Origin of the sequence: uncultured Comamonas sp., assembly GCF_964277875.1 — a bacterium.
GTDB classification, from domain to species: Bacteria; Pseudomonadota; Gammaproteobacteria; order Burkholderiales; family Burkholderiaceae_C; genus Comamonas; species Comamonas sediminis.
Map to the genome: position 1 here is coordinate 38,979 of NZ_CAXYJV010000010.1, position 13,612 is coordinate 52,590.

12 protein-coding genes are annotated in these 13,612 nt (G+C 68.1%); 9 read left to right on the forward strand and 3 right to left on the reverse strand.

What is annotated here, in order from left to right; all coding sequences use genetic code 11:
* The first annotated feature begins 8 nt into the window (after positions 1-8).
* Genes ACHWUQ_RS04930 through ACHWUQ_RS04940 form a run of 3 tightly spaced genes read left to right on the forward strand, consistent with a single transcriptional unit; the run spans position 9 to position 2,742 of the window.
* On the forward strand, positions 9-992 hold the full coding sequence (locus ACHWUQ_RS04930; RefSeq protein ID WP_043780677.1) for an ABC transporter permease: 984 nt from the start codon (positions 9-11) through the stop codon (positions 990-992).
* Entirely contained in the window at positions 989-1,987 is a 999-nt protein-coding gene (locus tag ACHWUQ_RS04935; protein WP_123694362.1) for an iron chelate uptake ABC transporter family permease subunit, read from the forward strand. The genes ACHWUQ_RS04930 and ACHWUQ_RS04935 overlap by 4 nt, the downstream gene beginning before the upstream one ends.
* Positions 1,984-2,742: an ABC transporter ATP-binding protein gene (locus ACHWUQ_RS04940; RefSeq protein WP_394680500.1), complete on the forward strand. Its 759-nt coding sequence runs from the start codon at positions 1,984-1,986 to the stop codon at positions 2,740-2,742. The genes ACHWUQ_RS04935 and ACHWUQ_RS04940 overlap by 4 nt, the downstream gene beginning before the upstream one ends.
* 182 nt (positions 2,743-2,924) lie before the next feature.
* Here the strand turns inward: ACHWUQ_RS04940 and queA are convergent, their stop codons facing one another.
* Both queA and ACHWUQ_RS04950 read right to left on the reverse strand, forming a co-directional pair.
* The gene (gene queA / locus ACHWUQ_RS04945; protein WP_394680501.1) at positions 2,925-4,022 is read right to left on the reverse strand and encodes a tRNA preQ1(34) S-adenosylmethionine ribosyltransferase-isomerase QueA; all 1,098 of its coding nucleotides are present in this window, start codon (positions 4,020-4,022) and stop codon (positions 2,925-2,927) included.
* Positions 4,023-4,120: 98 nt separating this feature from the next.
* On the reverse strand, positions 4,121-5,380 hold the full coding sequence (locus tag ACHWUQ_RS04950) for an HD-GYP domain-containing protein (protein WP_198820109.1): 1,260 nt from the start codon (positions 5,378-5,380) through the stop codon (positions 4,121-4,123).
* 194 nt (positions 5,381-5,574) lie between these two features.
* On the opposite strand from ACHWUQ_RS04950, the gene recG reads away from it, so the two are divergent.
* The 6 genes from recG to ubiA all read left to right on the forward strand — a co-directional run bounded on the left by recG (position 5,575) and on the right by ubiA (position 12,683).
* Positions 5,575-7,809, forward strand: a complete 2,235-nt coding sequence (gene recG / locus ACHWUQ_RS04955; RefSeq protein WP_088165868.1) for an ATP-dependent DNA helicase RecG — start codon at positions 5,575-5,577, stop codon at positions 7,807-7,809.
* A 335-nt stretch (positions 7,810-8,144) separates the two neighbouring features.
* Positions 8,145-8,918 carry an MHYT domain-containing protein gene (locus ACHWUQ_RS04960; RefSeq protein WP_013804464.1) on the forward strand — a complete coding sequence of 258 codons (774 nt, stop codon included), beginning with the start codon at positions 8,145-8,147 and terminating at the stop codon, positions 8,916-8,918.
* 226 nt (positions 8,919-9,144) lie between these two features.
* Positions 9,145-10,110: a LysR substrate-binding domain-containing protein gene (locus ACHWUQ_RS04965; RefSeq protein WP_013804463.1), complete on the forward strand. Its 966-nt coding sequence runs from the start codon at positions 9,145-9,147 to the stop codon at positions 10,108-10,110.
* Between the two features lie 120 nt (positions 10,111-10,230).
* A complete protein-coding gene (locus ACHWUQ_RS04970) occupies positions 10,231-10,827 on the forward strand; it encodes a Dps family protein (RefSeq protein WP_034389936.1) in 597 nt (198 codons plus the stop codon).
* A 59-nt stretch (positions 10,828-10,886) separates the two neighbouring features.
* Positions 10,887-11,684: a phosphatase PAP2 family protein gene (locus tag ACHWUQ_RS04975; RefSeq protein WP_394680502.1), complete on the forward strand. Its 798-nt coding sequence runs from the start codon at positions 10,887-10,889 to the stop codon at positions 11,682-11,684.
* Positions 11,685-11,813: 129 nt separating this feature from the next.
* Positions 11,814-12,683 carry a 4-hydroxybenzoate octaprenyltransferase gene (gene ubiA, locus ACHWUQ_RS04980; RefSeq protein WP_034398097.1) on the forward strand — a complete coding sequence of 290 codons (870 nt, stop codon included), beginning with the start codon at positions 11,814-11,816 and terminating at the stop codon, positions 12,681-12,683.
* Positions 12,684-12,757: 74 nt separating this feature from the next.
* Here ubiA and proC read toward each other — a convergent pair whose 3' ends face one another.
* On the reverse strand, positions 12,758-13,597 hold the full coding sequence (gene proC, locus ACHWUQ_RS04985; RefSeq protein ID WP_013804459.1) for a pyrroline-5-carboxylate reductase: 840 nt from the start codon (positions 13,595-13,597) through the stop codon (positions 12,758-12,760).
* Positions 13,598-13,612: the final 15 nt, after the last annotated feature.

Here is a 13,612-nt window from a genome sequence, read left to right on the forward strand (position 1 = left end):
CCGCGCGCATGTCACGCCCCTCTCGCCAGGCCCTTGCCTGGCTTTTCGCGCTGGGCCTGTTGCTGGCGCTGTCGCTGGCCAGCCTGATGGTGGGCGCGGGCGACATGCACTGGAGCGTGCTGTGGTCGCGCAGCGAGGACGACCTGGCCAGCCAGGTGCTGGTGTACAGCCGCGTGCCGCGCACGCTGGCCCTGGTGCTGGCCGGCGCATCGATGGCGGTCTGCGGACTGCTCATGCAGATGCTGGCGCGCAACCATTTCGTGGAGCCTTCCACCGTGGGCACGGTGGAGTCGGCCAGCCTGGGCATGCTGGCCGCGTTCCTCTGGGTGCCGCATTGGCCGGTGATGGCCAAGATGGGCATCTCGGCCGTGGCGGCGCTGCTGGGCACGGCGCTGTTCCTGGCCGTGCTCTCGCGCATCCGGCTGCGTTCGTCGTGGATGGTGCCCCTGGTCGGCCTGGTGCTGGCCGGCGTGCTGGAGGCAGCCGCCAGCTTTCTGGCGCTGCAGTTCGACATGATGCAGGCGCTCAAGTCCTGGTCCAACGGCGATTTCTCGCTGGTGGTCCAAGGCCGCTACGAGTTGCTGTGGCTGTCGCTGGGCGTCACGGCCCTGGCCTGCCTGGCGGCCGACCGTTTCACCGTGGCGGGCCTGGGCGAGAGCTTTGCCACCAACCTGGGCCTGAACTACCGGCGCCTGGTGTGGCAGGGGCTGGTGGTGGTGGCCGTGGCTACTTCGGCCGTGGTGGTCACGGCCGGCAGCCTGCCCTTTGTGGGCTTGATCGTGCCCAACGTGGTGCGCCTGGTCCTGGGCGACAACGTGCGCCGCAGCGTGCTGTGGGTGGCGCTGATCGGCGCGGGCCTGACCGTGCTGTGCGACCTGGTCGGGCGGCTGCTGATCGCTCCCTATGAAATCCCCGTGGGCACCGTGCTGGGCGTGCTGGGCAGTGCCCTGTTCCTGGCGCTGATCCTGCGCCGCCGCAAGGACCGTGCATGAGCAGCCTGCCGCAATCCGTTGCTTCCGATGAGCCTGCAGCGCGCAGCTGGGGCCATGGCGCGCGCCTGGCGCTGCTGGGCGCGCTGGCCCTGCTGTGCCTGCTGGCCTTCATGACCGTGGGCGTCAAGACCGACTGGGCCTTCGTGCTGGAGCACCGGGGCGCCAAGGTGCTGACCATGGCGCTGGTGGCCTGTGCCATCGGCCTGTCCACCGTGGTGTTCCAGACCGTGTCGCACAACACCATCCTCACGCCTTCCGTCATGGGGCTGGATGCGCTGTACCTGTTCGTGCAGGCGTCCATGGTGCTGATGCTGGGCGCGGCGGGCGTGTCCGCCATGGGCGAGGTCGGGCGCTATGCGCTCAACATCGTGCTGATGATGGGCTTCAGCGTGCTGCTGATGCGCTGGCTGTTCGTGGGCCATGCCAGCAGCCTGCACCTGATGCTGCTGGTGGGCATGGTGGGCGGCATCTTCTTTCGCAGCCTGGCCGGGCTGGCCATGCGCGTGCTCGATCCCAATGAGTTCACGGCGCTGCAGGACCGCATGTTCGCCAATTTCAACGCGGTGAACCTGCAGCTGCTGCTGCCGTCGCTGCTGCTGATCGCCCTGGGCAGCGCCTGGATCTGGCGCCAGCGCCGCGTGCTGGATGTGATCTCGCTGGGGCGCGATGCCGCCGTCAGCCTGGGCCTGGACTACGAGGGCCGCGTGCTGCGGCTGCTCGCCGTGGTGGCCTGCATGGTGGCCGTGTCCACGGCCCTGGTCGGCCCGGTGATCTTCTTCGGCCTGCTGGTCAGCAACATGGCCTATCACGCCATGGGCACGCGCCGCCATGCCTGGGTGCTGCCTGCGGCCGTGCTCTGGGGCTGCGTGCTGCTCATGGGCGGCCAGGTGCTGCTGGAGCAGCTTTTTCAATTCAATACCGTGCTGAGCATCGTGGTGGAGTTCCTGGGTGGAATCGTCTTCATCGTGCTGCTCATGCGCAAGGGGACCCAATGATCGAGGTGCGTGATCTGCTCAAGCGCCATGGCGGCACGGCAGTGCTGCAGGAACTCAATTTCGATGTGCCCGAGCGGGCGCTGACGGCCATCATCGGGCCCAACGGTGCGGGCAAGTCCACGCTGCTGTCCCTGGTCAGCCGCCTCATGCCCATCACGGCGGGCAAGGTGCGGGTGGCCGGCCTCGACGTGGCCACCACGCCCACCGAGGCGCTGGCGCGCATCATGGCCATCCTGCGCCAGGACAACCAGAGCACGCTGCGCCTGACGGTGCGCGACCTGGTGGGCTTTGGCCGCTTTCCGCACAGCAAGGGCCGGCTGGGCCCCGAAGACCTGCGCCATGTGGACGAGGCGCTGGAGTACCTGCAGCTCACGCCGCTGGCCGAGCGCTTTCTCGACGAAATGTCAGGCGGCCAGCGCCAGCGCGCCTACATCGCCATGGTGCTGTGCCAGGACACGCCCTTCATCCTGCTGGACGAGCCGCTGAACAACCTGGACATGGCCCACGCCGTCAGCATGATGGGCCTGCTGCGCCGCGCCGTCACCGAGCGCGGCAAGACCGTGGTCATGGTGCTGCACGACATCAACTTCGCCTCCTGCTACGCCGACCACATCATCGCGCTCAAGGACGGCCGCCTGGCCGTGGCGGGCACGCCCGCCGAGGTGGTGCAGGACGAGGTCCTCAGCACCCTCTACGGCATCCCCGTCAGCGTGCACGAGGTCAAGGGCCGCAGGCTTTGCCATTACTTTGGTTGAACATGCGGCGTTTCGGGCTTGGCGCTTGAACCTGGCGCGGCCTGAGGCGAGGGACACCAAGCAAGGGCCTAAGCCGGCCGCGCCGCCCCGCTGCGAGGGTGTCGCCGGCTGCCCGTATGCCCCCCTCCCCCGCGAAGCGGGTAGAGAGGCGCCGTGCAACGGGGGGAAGCGGCGTAAGCCGCTCAGGGGGTGCTTCTTTTCAACAGCATGGAGTCGCCGTAGCTGAAGAAGCGGTACTCCTGCGCAATCGCATGGCGGTACAGCGCCATCACCTGCTCGTAGCCCGCGAAGGCGCTGACCAGCATCATCAGCGTGCTCTTGGGCAGGTGGAAGTTGGTGATCAGCAGATCGACCACCTGGTACTCGAAGCCGGGCGTGATGAAGATGCGCGTGTCGCCGGAGAACTGGCCCGTCTGGGCCCAGGACTCCAGCGTGCGCACCGTGGTCGTGCCCACCGCGACGACGCGGCCACCGCGCTGGCGGCAGCGTTCCAGCGCAGCCAGCGTGGCCAGCGGGATCTCGTACCACTCGCTGTGCATCTGGTGGTCGGCCAGGTTCTCGGTCTTCACGGGCTGGAAGGTGCCGGCGCCCACGTGCAGCGTGACGCTGGCGCGCTCGATGCCACGCTCGGCCAGGCGGGCCAGCACGGCGTCGTCAAAGTGCAGGGCGGCCGTGGGCGCGGCCACGGCGCCGGGGCGGGCCGCGAAGACGGTCTGGTAGCGCTCGCTGTCTTCGGCGGCGTCGGGGTCGTTGCCGGTGTCCTGGTGGCGCTCGATATAGGGCGGCAGCGGCAGGTGGCCGAAGCGCTCCATCAGCTCGTGCGGCGTCTCGCCGCGCGGGCCTTCGAAGCTCAGGTGGAACAGCGGGCCGTTCTCGTCGGGCCAGCGGCCGCGCAGCACGGCGTCGAAGCCGCCGCGGTTCTTGCCGCCGCACAGGTGGATGCGCGAGCCGGGCAGGGGCTTCTTGCTGACGCGCATGTGGGCCACGACATCGTTGCCTTCGAGCACGCGCTCGACCAGCAGCTCCAGCCGGCCGCCGCTGGCCTTCTCGCCGAAGATGCGCGCCTTGAGCACGCGCGTGTCGTTGAACACCAGCAGGTCGCCGGGCTGCAGCAGGTCGGGCAGCTCGTGGAAGATGCGGTCGGTGGGCGGGGTGGCATCGTCGCGGCCGTCGAGCAGGCGCGAGGCGCTGCGCTGGGCGGCAGGATGCTGGGCGATCAGGTTCTCAGGAAGCTGGAAGTCGAAATCGCTGAGCGAAAACACACGGGACAGGGAGGACATGCAGTGCTTGAGGGCCGGACATGGCCCGTTCCAAGTTCGTTGAACGGAAGTCCGCCATTGTCGCAAACCCTGGGGTCATCCCCGGAATTTCGCGGCGGTCACTTGGCCATCTGGGCCTGTGTCTGGGGCTGGCGCTCGAACTCCAGCCACAGCGTCTCCAGATCCGGGAAGTCCCAGTTCGCCGGGTCTTCGCGCGCGATGATGCGGTCGTTGCCCTGGCTCTCGGACAGGTCCTCGATCTCGGGCGTGATGCGGCAGGCCTGGCGCAGCGAATAGAACACCTTGACGCGAGGTGCCAGCAGGCTGCCCGGCGAGGCATCGACCACGACCGCCAGGCGCTGCGAATGCAGGCGCACCAGCGAGCCCAGCGGATAGATGCCCACGGTCTGCACGAACTGCTCGAACAGCCGCTTGTCGAAATGGCGGGGGCTCCACTCGGCCATGCGCCGCAGCGCCTCCGAGGGCGGCCAGCCCTTCTTGTAGGGCCGGTCCGAGGTGATGGCGTCGTAGACATCGCAGATCGCCGTCATGCGCGCCAGCAGGCCGATGTCGCCCTGCTGCAGTCCGTCGGGGTAGCCGCTGCCGTCCACCTTTTCGTGGTGGTGCAGGCAGGCATCGATGACCTCGTCGTCCAGGCCCAGCGGGCGCAGCAGCTGCTCGCCATGGCGTGGGTGAGCACGCATCAGCGCCCATTCCGCATCGTCCAGCGGCCCGGGCTTGTTGAGCACGGCGACCGGGATCGCGGTCTTGCCCAGGTCGTGCATGAGACCGGCCATGCCGGCCTTGCGCAGGCTGTGGTCGTCCAGGCCCATGCGCTTGGCCAGCGCCACCATCAGCGCGCACACGGCCAGGCTGTGCATGTAGGTGTAGTCGTCGGCCGTCTTCAGCCGTGCCAGGCCGATCAGGGCGTGGGGATTGCGCGCCACGGAGGCCGTCACATCGTCCACCAGCTGCCCGGCGGCCGTGGCGTCCACGGGCCGGCCCAGCCGCGCGTCGCTGAACAGGCGGCTGAGCAATTGCTTGGCCTGCACGCAGGTCTGGGCGGCGCGGCGCAGCTCGGTGGCGGTGGAAATGGGGGCCGTGCTCTGCTCGGAGACAGGGCGGGCGCTGTCCGGGATCTGGTGGCGAAGCTCGTCCTGCGGGTCAAAGCGCAGGCAAGGCACCTGGACACCCACGTCCAGGCCCTTGCGCACGTCGATCCAGACCTCCTGGATGGAGGTGGAGCGCAGGCGCTGGAGGTCGGCCTCGGAGCGGAGCAGGAAACGGGTTCGCCAAAAAGGATGCTCCATCCAGGAGCCGCAGAACTCGTGCAGGAACATGCCCAGAGTGACATGCTGGACATTGATACGCTTCAACATGGCATTCGGTGGCGGGGTAACACTACGTAACGTCAGCGTGCATGGTAGCGGCTTCCCCAGAGACCCGGGGCCTCAAGGGTGCTTTGGGCAAGGGCATCCGGCATGAACGTGGCGTGTTGCCTACACCTGTATATTCATACACTATGCTGCATGCCCGCCCATGTCCATGCGCATGCTCTGAAACAGGATAGCCCATGCCCTTGAACGTCTCCTCTGCCTTCCCAGATCTGGGGCGCGACGCCCCCGGCGGCAAGGCCGCGCGTGCCGGCAAGGGAAAGGCCGCAGGCAAGGGCGGCAAGGCAGCGGACAAGGCAGGAGACAAGCCCGCAGCGCCCGCCAAGCCCGCAGCCAGCGCCGCGCAGAAGGCGCTGCAGAAGATGGGCCTGGTGCGCGACATCGATCTGGCCCTGCATCTGCCGCTGCGCTATGAGGACGAGACGCGCATCACCGCGCTGCGCAATGCCCGCGAGGGCGATACGGTGCAGATCGAGGCCACGGTGACCCACAGCGAGGTGCAACTGCGCCCGCGCCGCATGCTCAAGGTCACGGTGGACGATGGCACGGCCGAATGCGTGCTGACCTTCTTCAGCTTCTACCCCTCGCACCAGAAAACCCTGTCCGTGGGCGCGCGGCTGCGCATCCGCGGCGAGGTCAAGGGCGGCTTCTGGGGCCGGCAGATGCTGCACCCGGCGTTTCGCGCGGCGGGCGGCGACCTGCCCACGGCGCTCACGCCCGTCTATCCCACGGTGGCGGGCCTGCCCCAGGCCTACATCCGCCGCGCGGCGGTCACGGCCATGCTGCGCGCCGATCTCTCCGATACCCTGCCCCAGGGCGAGCATCCGCCCGTGGCGCAGTTCCATGGCAACGGCGGGCTGCCGCCGCTGTTCAGCCTGCGCGATGCGCTGCAGTTCCTGCACCACCCCACGCCCGATGTGGCCCTGGCCACGCTGGAAGACCATTCGCACCCGGCCTGGCAGCGCCTGAAGGCCGAGGAGCTGCTGGCCCAGCAACTGTCCCAATACGAGGCCAAGCGCGAGCGCGCGCGGCTCAGGGCGCCCGTGCTGCGCGCCCTGCCCATGGACAGCGCCCAGGGCCTGGCGCGCCAGTTCCTGGACCAATTGCCCTTTGGCCTGACCGGCGCCCAGCAGCGCGTGGTGGCCGAGATCCTTGCCGACATGGAGCGCCGCATGCCCATGCACCGGCTGCTGCAGGGCGATGTGGGATCGGGCAAGACCGTGGTGGCGGCGCTGTCGGCCGTGGCCTGCATCGAGGCCGGCTGGCAGTGCGCGCTGATGGCGCCCACCGAAATCCTGGCCGAGCAGCATTTCGGCAAGCTGGTCGGCTGGCTGGAGCCGCTGCTGGCCCCGCTGGGCAAGCGCGTGGCCTGGCTGGCCGGCGCGCAGAAGAAGAAGGAACGCACCGCCATGCTGGAGCTGGTCCACAGCGGCGAGGCGGCCCTGGTCGTGGGCACGCACGCCGTCATCCAGGACCAGGTGCAGTTCAAGAACCTGGCGCTGGCCGTCATTGACGAGCAGCACCGCTTCGGCGTGGCCCAGCGGCTGGCGCTGCGCCAGAAGCTCGCGGCCTCGGGCATGGAGCCCCATCTGCTGATGATGAGCGCAACGCCCATCCCGCGCACCCTGGCCATGAGCTACTACGCCGACCTGGATGTGTCCACCATCGACGAACTGCCGCCGGGCCGCACGCCCATCGTCACCAAGCTCATTGCCGACAGCCGCAAGGACGAGGTCATCGAGCGCATAGGCGCCCAGGTCGCGGAAGGACGCCAGGTCTACTGGGTCTGCCCGCTGATCGAGGAAAGCGAGGCGCTGGACCTGTCCAACGCCACGGCCACCCATGCCTACCTGAGCGAGATGCTGCCCGACGTCATGGTCGGCCTGCTGCACTCGCGCATGCCCACGGCCGAGAAGAAGGCCGTGATGGAGCTGTTCTCCGCCGGGGTCATGGGCGTGCTGGTCTCCACCACGGTGATCGAAGTGGGCGTGGACGTGCCCAACGCCTCGCTCATGGTCATCGAGCATGCGGAGCGCTTCGGCCTGTCGCAGCTGCACCAGCTGCGCGGGCGCGTGGGGCGGGGTGCGGCGGCCTCGGCCTGCGTGCTGCTGTATTCGGTGGGGGACAGCGGGCGCCTGGGCGAGACGGCCAAGGACCGGCTGCGCGCCATGGCCGAGACCAATGACGGCTTCGAGATCGCGCGGCGCGACCTGGAGATCCGCGGCCCCGGGGAATTCCTGGGCGCGCGCCAGTCGGGTGCGCCCATGCTGCGCTTCGCCGACCTGGAGCAGGACCTGATGCTGCTCGACTGGGCCCGCGAACTGGCGCCGCGCATGCTGGAGCAGCACCCGCAACTGGCCCAGCGCCATGTGGGCCGCTGGCTGGGCGGCAAGGCCGAATTCCTCAAGGCCTGATCGGTTCGTTCCATTTTTGCTGGGTGGCTGTGTTACGTATTTTTACGTGTCCAGGCGCTGCCTGGCAACGTCATCTTCCGCAGGCCTGCAGCCCGCGCCAGATATGGTTTCCACACGCGTTGTAGCCATCGAAATGGAGCGCTTCATGCCGTCCTGGCGGTGACAGCACCGTCCCGTTACGGCATTGAATATTTGTGACCTTTTGGTACATTGAGTCACAAAAAACAGGGTAGCTCCATCCGGGAGGGGATGGCCTGCCAAGCCTCCCCCACGGGGAGGACGGCCGCGATCACTCTTGTGTTGTCCCATTTTTCTGCGAATGAGGAGCTGCCAACATGAATGAAGCCGTTCAAGCGAATGAGATCGTCGAAACCTCCTGGCGCATGGGCCTGGTGGTCCTGTCCTATGGCATTGCCGTATTGGGCTCCTTCGTAGCCCTGACTGCGGCGCAGCGCATCCGGGGACGCGAGGGCATCAGCTGGCTGAACCTGCTGGCGGCAGGCACGGCGCTGGGCGGCATCGGCGTGTGGTCCATGCATTTCACGGGCATGCTGGCGCTGAACCTGGGCATGGGTTCGGGCTACTCCATGGTCGAAACCCTGCTGTCCCTGTGCGCCGCCGTTGCCGCCACCTCGGTGGCGCTGGCCTTTGTCGCGCGGCGGCCCGAAAGCGGGGCGCGCGTGCTGGGCGCGGGCACCCTGCTGGGCCTGGGCGTGGCCTTCATGCATTACCTGGGCATGTATGGCATGCGCTTTCCGGGCTTCATCGTCTGGTCCGTTCCCACCGTGCTGCTGTCCGTGGGCATCGCCGTGGCCGCGGCCAGCGCCGCGCTGTGGCTGTCGTTTCGCACCAGCTCGCCGGGCATGCGTGCGCTGGCCGCCGCCGTCATGGGCGCGGCGGTCTGTTCCATGCACTACACCGGCATGGCCGCAGCGGACTTCGTATGCATTTCAGAGACACAGCGTTATGCTAGGCCGCAAGGCTTTGCCGTGATCAGCGCCCTGGACCTTCCGGTCTTTACCGTGATCGTGGCCATAGGCCTGGCTGCATTGATAGGCATGGACCAGCTCATGCAGCAACGCGACCGGATGCGCCGGCCGTTGCACTAGGTGGATAAATACAAAAAGCCGGCGGGTCGGGGAGCGCGCAGTGGTCATGCGCGGACGAGGACTGGCACAATCGAATTAGGACAAATCCTAGAACCTGTGCAGGAACTTTTGAGGGGAGCACCCCGGCAAGCGGGCCGCAAGGCCTGATTGCACAAAGGTTCCGGCACAGGTTCTTGGTGTAAGACCATCGTATTTTCCGAGGCTCCCTCCCAGACACAGCTCGCCAATGACACTTACCGAACTCAAATACATCGTGGCCGTGGCACGTGAAAAGCATTTTGGCCGCGCCGCCGAAGCCTGTTATGTGTCCCAGCCCACGTTGTCCGTGGCGATCAAGAAGCTGGAGGAGGAGCTCGATGTCAAGCTCTTCGAGCGCAGTGCCGGCGAAGTGTCGGTCACGTCGCTGGGCGAGGAGATCATCCGTCAGGCGCAAAGCGTGCTGGAGCAGGCCGCCGAGATCAAGGAAATCGCCAAGCGCGGCAAGGACCCGTTGTCCGGCGTGCTCACCCTGGGTGTGATCTACACCATCGGCCCCTACCTGCTGCCTGACCTGGTGCGCAACTCCATCATGCGCACGCCGCAGATGCCGCTGATGCTGCAGGAGAACTACACCATCAAGCTGCTGGAGATGCTGCGCACCGGCGAGATCGACTGCGCCATCGTCGCCGAGCCCTTCCCCGACACCGGCCTGGCGCTGGCGCCGCTGTACGACGAGCCCTTCATGGCCGCCGTTCCCAGCACCCATGCGCTGGCCCAGAAGGACCATGTCTCCACCAGCGATCTCAAGAACGAGACCATGCTGCTGCTGGGCTCGGGCCACTGCTTCCGCGACCATGTGCTCCAGGTCTGTCCCGAGTTCGCACGCTATGCCAGCAATGCCGAAGGCATTCGCCGCACCTTCGAAGGCTCGTCGCTGGAGACCATCAAGCACATGGTGGCCGCCGGCATGGGCGTGACCCTGGTGCCGCGCCTGTCCGTGCCCGCCGATGCGCTGGAGACCACGGCGCGCCGCCGCAAGACTGACGAGCCGCACATCCGCTACCTGCCCATCCTCGAGGACGACGGCTCGGCCCCGCCGACACGCCGCGTAGTCCTGGCCTGGCGCCGCAGCTTCACGCGCTACGAGGCCATCGCCGCCCTGCGCAACGCCGTCTACGCCTGCGCCTTGCCCGGCGTCAAACGCCTGTCCTGATGACCGCACCGGCGCGCGAGTCGGGCCTGTGGGGCCGCTGCGCTTGCGTTATCGTTGCAACTGGCTCCCGGGCGACCTGCCGGGAGCATCTTCCGTTTGTACGAAGCTGAAAGGGATCCCATGGCCAAAAATGCCAGCAAAGACAAGTCCGGTGCAAAGAAGCCAGAGGCCGTGCAGGCCGACAAGGCAGTGCAGCCTGCAAAGGCCGCACTGGCCGACGTGGCACCGGCGTCCGTGCGCTCCTCCGCCATCCATATCGGCATCAGCGACAAGGACCGCGCGGCCATCGCCAAGGGCCTGTCGGCCCTGCTGGCCGACACCTACACGCTGTATCTGACCACGCACAATTTCCACTGGAACGTCACCGGCCCGATGTTCAACACGCTGCACACCATGTTCATGGGGCAGTACACGGAGCTGTGGAACGCCGTCGACCCCATCGCCGAGCGCATCCGTGCGCTGGGCCATTTCGCGCCGGGCTCCTATGCCGACTTCGGCAAGCTCACCAGCCTGGCCGACGTGCCCCACGACCCGCCCAAGGCCCTGGAGATGGTGCGCATCCTGGTCGCCGGCCACGAGGCCGTGGCCCGCACGGCGCGCAGCCTGTTCCCCCTGGCCGACAAGGCCAGCGACGAACCCACGGCCGACCTGCTGACCCAGCGCCTGACCGTGCACGAGCAGACCGCCTGGATGCTGCGCGCCCTGCTCGAAGATTGATGCTGCGCAAACCCCAGTCTTCCCGCGTACCCACCCTGGCCCGGGAGTGATGCCAACGCATGCTCTGGACCTGGATTGACGCACACGCCGCCACGGGCGGCCTGTGCCTGGTACTGGCCGCCCTGGGCGGCCTTTTTTTCTATCTGCGCCTGCCTGCCACGGCCCGGCTGCGCCACGCAGGCCTGCCCATGCCGCGGGCCGCATGGCTGGGCCTGGCTGCCGCCGGCGTGCTGGCCTTGCTGGCACTGGCCGTGATGGTGCGCGACATGCTGGGCCTGGCCCAGCCCGTAGGCTGCGCCACCTGCACCGACTGGCCGGTGCTCGACGAGGCCCTGCACCTGTGGCTGGCCGGCCATGCCACCGATGCCTGGGTGCGCCCCGTGGTCGCCTTCACCCAACTGGGCAATGTGGCCTGGATGGTGTCGCTGTCGGCCGCCGTGCTGGCGCTGCTGCTGTGGCGGCGCGACTGGCTGCATGCGGCCGCCTGGGTGGTGGCCACGGCTGGCGTGGGCCTGTGGATACGCGCCATCAAGACCAGCGTGGGCCGTCCGCGCCCCGTGGGTGGCTGGGTGCCTGAGGGTGGCTTCAGTTTCCCCAGCGGCCACAGCGCGGGCACCTTCGTGCTTTATCTGATGCTGGCCTGGCTGCTGCTGCCGTACCTGCGCCCGGCCTGGCGCTGGCCCGTGGGCCTGGCGGCCCTGGCTGTCGCCCTGGGCGTGGGCGCCAGCCGCGTGGTGCTGCGCGTGCACTATGCCAGCGATGTGCTGGCCGGCTGGCTGCTGGGCCTGGCCTGGATGGCGCTGGTGATCTGTGCCGTGGAGTGGGCGCAAACCCGCGTTGCCGGCAGGCGCTGCTGAGGCGCGCCGCCGAGCCCGCCCGCCCAGCGGCGACAATGCGGGCATTTTCGAATGTGATGCGTGCGATGGCCGGCCCACGGCCGCCATCGGCGCCCAGACGCCATGCCCACCACCTCCTCCTCTACGCCCATGCCTGCGCCCCGGCGCAGCAAACTGTCGCTCTATCTGGACCTGGTCCGCTTCAACCGGCCGGCCGGCTGGCTGGTCCTGGTCTGGCCCACGCTGGCCGCACTGTGGGTGGCAGCGGGCGGGTTTCCGGGCTGGCATCTGCTGGTGGTCTTCGTGCTGGGCACGGTGCTGATGCGCAGCGCCGGCTGCTGCATCAACGACATCGCCGACCGCGATTTCGACCGCCACGTCAAGCGCACCACGCAGCGGCCCATCACCTCGGGGCAGGTCTCGGTCAAGGAGGCCGCGCTGCTGGGCGCGGCCCTGGCCCTGGTCTCGCTGGGCCTGGTGCTGACCACGCGCTGGGAGGCCGTGGCCTGGTCCGTGCCCGCCGTGCTGTTCACCATCCTCTACCCGTTCACCAAACGCTTCTTCGCCATGCCCCAGGCTTTCCTGGGCATTGCCTTCAACTTCGGCATCGTCATCGCCTTCGCCGCCGTGCAGGGCCAGGTGCCGGCCACGGCCTGGATTCTGTGGCTCGCCAACATGTTTCTGGTGCTGGCCTATGACACCGAATACGCCATGGTGGACCGCGACGACGACCTCAGGATCGGCATGAAGACTTCGGCCATCACCCTGGGCCGCTTCGACGTGGTGGCCGTCATGGGCTTTTTCGTGCTCTGCGGCCTGCTCACTATCTGGGCGCTGGCGCCCTATGGCCTGGCCTGGCCTTTCTGGCTGGGCCTGGCCGTGGCCGCGGCCCAGGTGATCTGGCACTTCACCCTGATCCGCCACCGCACGCGCGAGGGCTGCTTCGTCGCCTTCAGCAAGAGCCACTGGATCGGTGCCAGCCTGTTCGCGGGCGTGGCACTGGGGTTTGCGCTGCGCTGAGGGTTCAGCGCTGAAAAAACAAGGGAGGCCGGTGCCTCCCTTTTGCATGGAGCCTGGGGCGCGCTGCGCCGGGCTCAGCGGCCGAATTCGGCGGCCAGCTCCTTGGCCCGTGTTTCCGCTGCCCGCATGGCGGCCACGAAATGCTCGGGCACCTGTTGCGCCTGCATGTGGGTGATGGCGGCGTGGGTGGTGCCGCCCTTGCTGGTCACGCGCTGGCGCAGCACGTCGGCGCTTTCGGTGGAGCGGGCGGCCAGTTCCGATGCGCCCTGGAAGGTGGCCACGCCCAGGCGGTAGGACTGCTCGGCCGTGAGGCCCATGTCAACGCCGGCCTGTGTCATGGCTTCGAGGAACAGGAAGACATAGGCCGGGCCCGAGCCCGACAGTGCGGTCACGGCGTCCAGGTGCGCTTCCTGGTCGACCCAGACGAACTGGCCCGTGGTGGCAACGACCTGCTCGATGGCGCTCTTGCCTGCGGCATCGACCTGGGCGCGGGCGAACAGGCCCGTCATGCCCTTGCCCACCAGGGCCGGCGTATTGGGCATGGCGCGCACGATGCGGCCCGTGCCCAGCCACTGGGCGATGGAGTCCGTGGGAATGCCGGCGGCCACGCTCAGGTGCAGGGCCTGGGCGGTGTGCGGCGCCACGGCCTGGGCGGCTTCCTTGAAGGTCTGGGGCTTGACGGCCCAGACCACGATGCTGGCACCGTCCAGCGCGCTGGCGGCGGCCGCGGCATCGGCATGCGCCGTGATGCCGAAGTTCGTGCGCAGCGCGTCGCGCGCAGCCTCGAAGGGTTCGACGACGACGATGCGGTCTGCGGATTGGCCCTGGCCGATCAGTCCGCCGATGATGGCGCTGGCCATGTTGCCGCCACCGATGAAGGCGATGACAGGGGAGGCTGTGGAAACGGTGTTCATGCTGGTGGCGGTGGA

Excerpts from the sequence above, each read along its gene's own strand:
- ACHWUQ_RS04930 (WP_043780677.1), top strand. The coding sequence starts at position 9 with ATGTCACGCCCCTCTCGCCAGGCCCTTGCCTGGCTTTTCGCGCTGGGC.
- ACHWUQ_RS04935 (WP_123694362.1), top strand. The coding sequence starts at position 989 with ATGAGCAGCCTGCCGCAATCCGTTGCTTCCGATGAGCCTGCAGCGCGC.
- ACHWUQ_RS04940 (WP_394680500.1), top strand. The coding sequence starts at position 1,984 with ATGATCGAGGTGCGTGATCTGCTCAAGCGCCATGGCGGCACGGCAGTG.
- queA (WP_394680501.1), bottom strand. The coding sequence starts at position 4,022 with ATGTCCTCCCTGTCCCGTGTGTTTTCGCTCAGCGATTTCGACTTCCAG.
- ACHWUQ_RS04950 (WP_198820109.1), bottom strand. The coding sequence starts at position 5,380 with ATGTTGAAGCGTATCAATGTCCAGCATGTCACTCTGGGCATGTTCCTG.
- recG (WP_088165868.1), top strand. The coding sequence starts at position 5,575 with ATGCCCTTGAACGTCTCCTCTGCCTTCCCAGATCTGGGGCGCGACGCC.
- ACHWUQ_RS04960 (WP_013804464.1), top strand. The coding sequence starts at position 8,145 with ATGAATGAAGCCGTTCAAGCGAATGAGATCGTCGAAACCTCCTGGCGC.
- ACHWUQ_RS04965 (WP_013804463.1), top strand. The coding sequence starts at position 9,145 with ATGACACTTACCGAACTCAAATACATCGTGGCCGTGGCACGTGAAAAG.
- ACHWUQ_RS04970 (WP_034389936.1), top strand. The coding sequence starts at position 10,231 with ATGGCCAAAAATGCCAGCAAAGACAAGTCCGGTGCAAAGAAGCCAGAG.
- ACHWUQ_RS04975 (WP_394680502.1), top strand. The coding sequence starts at position 10,887 with ATGCTCTGGACCTGGATTGACGCACACGCCGCCACGGGCGGCCTGTGC.
- ubiA (WP_034398097.1), top strand. The coding sequence starts at position 11,814 with ATGCCTGCGCCCCGGCGCAGCAAACTGTCGCTCTATCTGGACCTGGTC.
- proC (WP_013804459.1), bottom strand. The coding sequence starts at position 13,597 with ATGAACACCGTTTCCACAGCCTCCCCTGTCATCGCCTTCATCGGTGGC.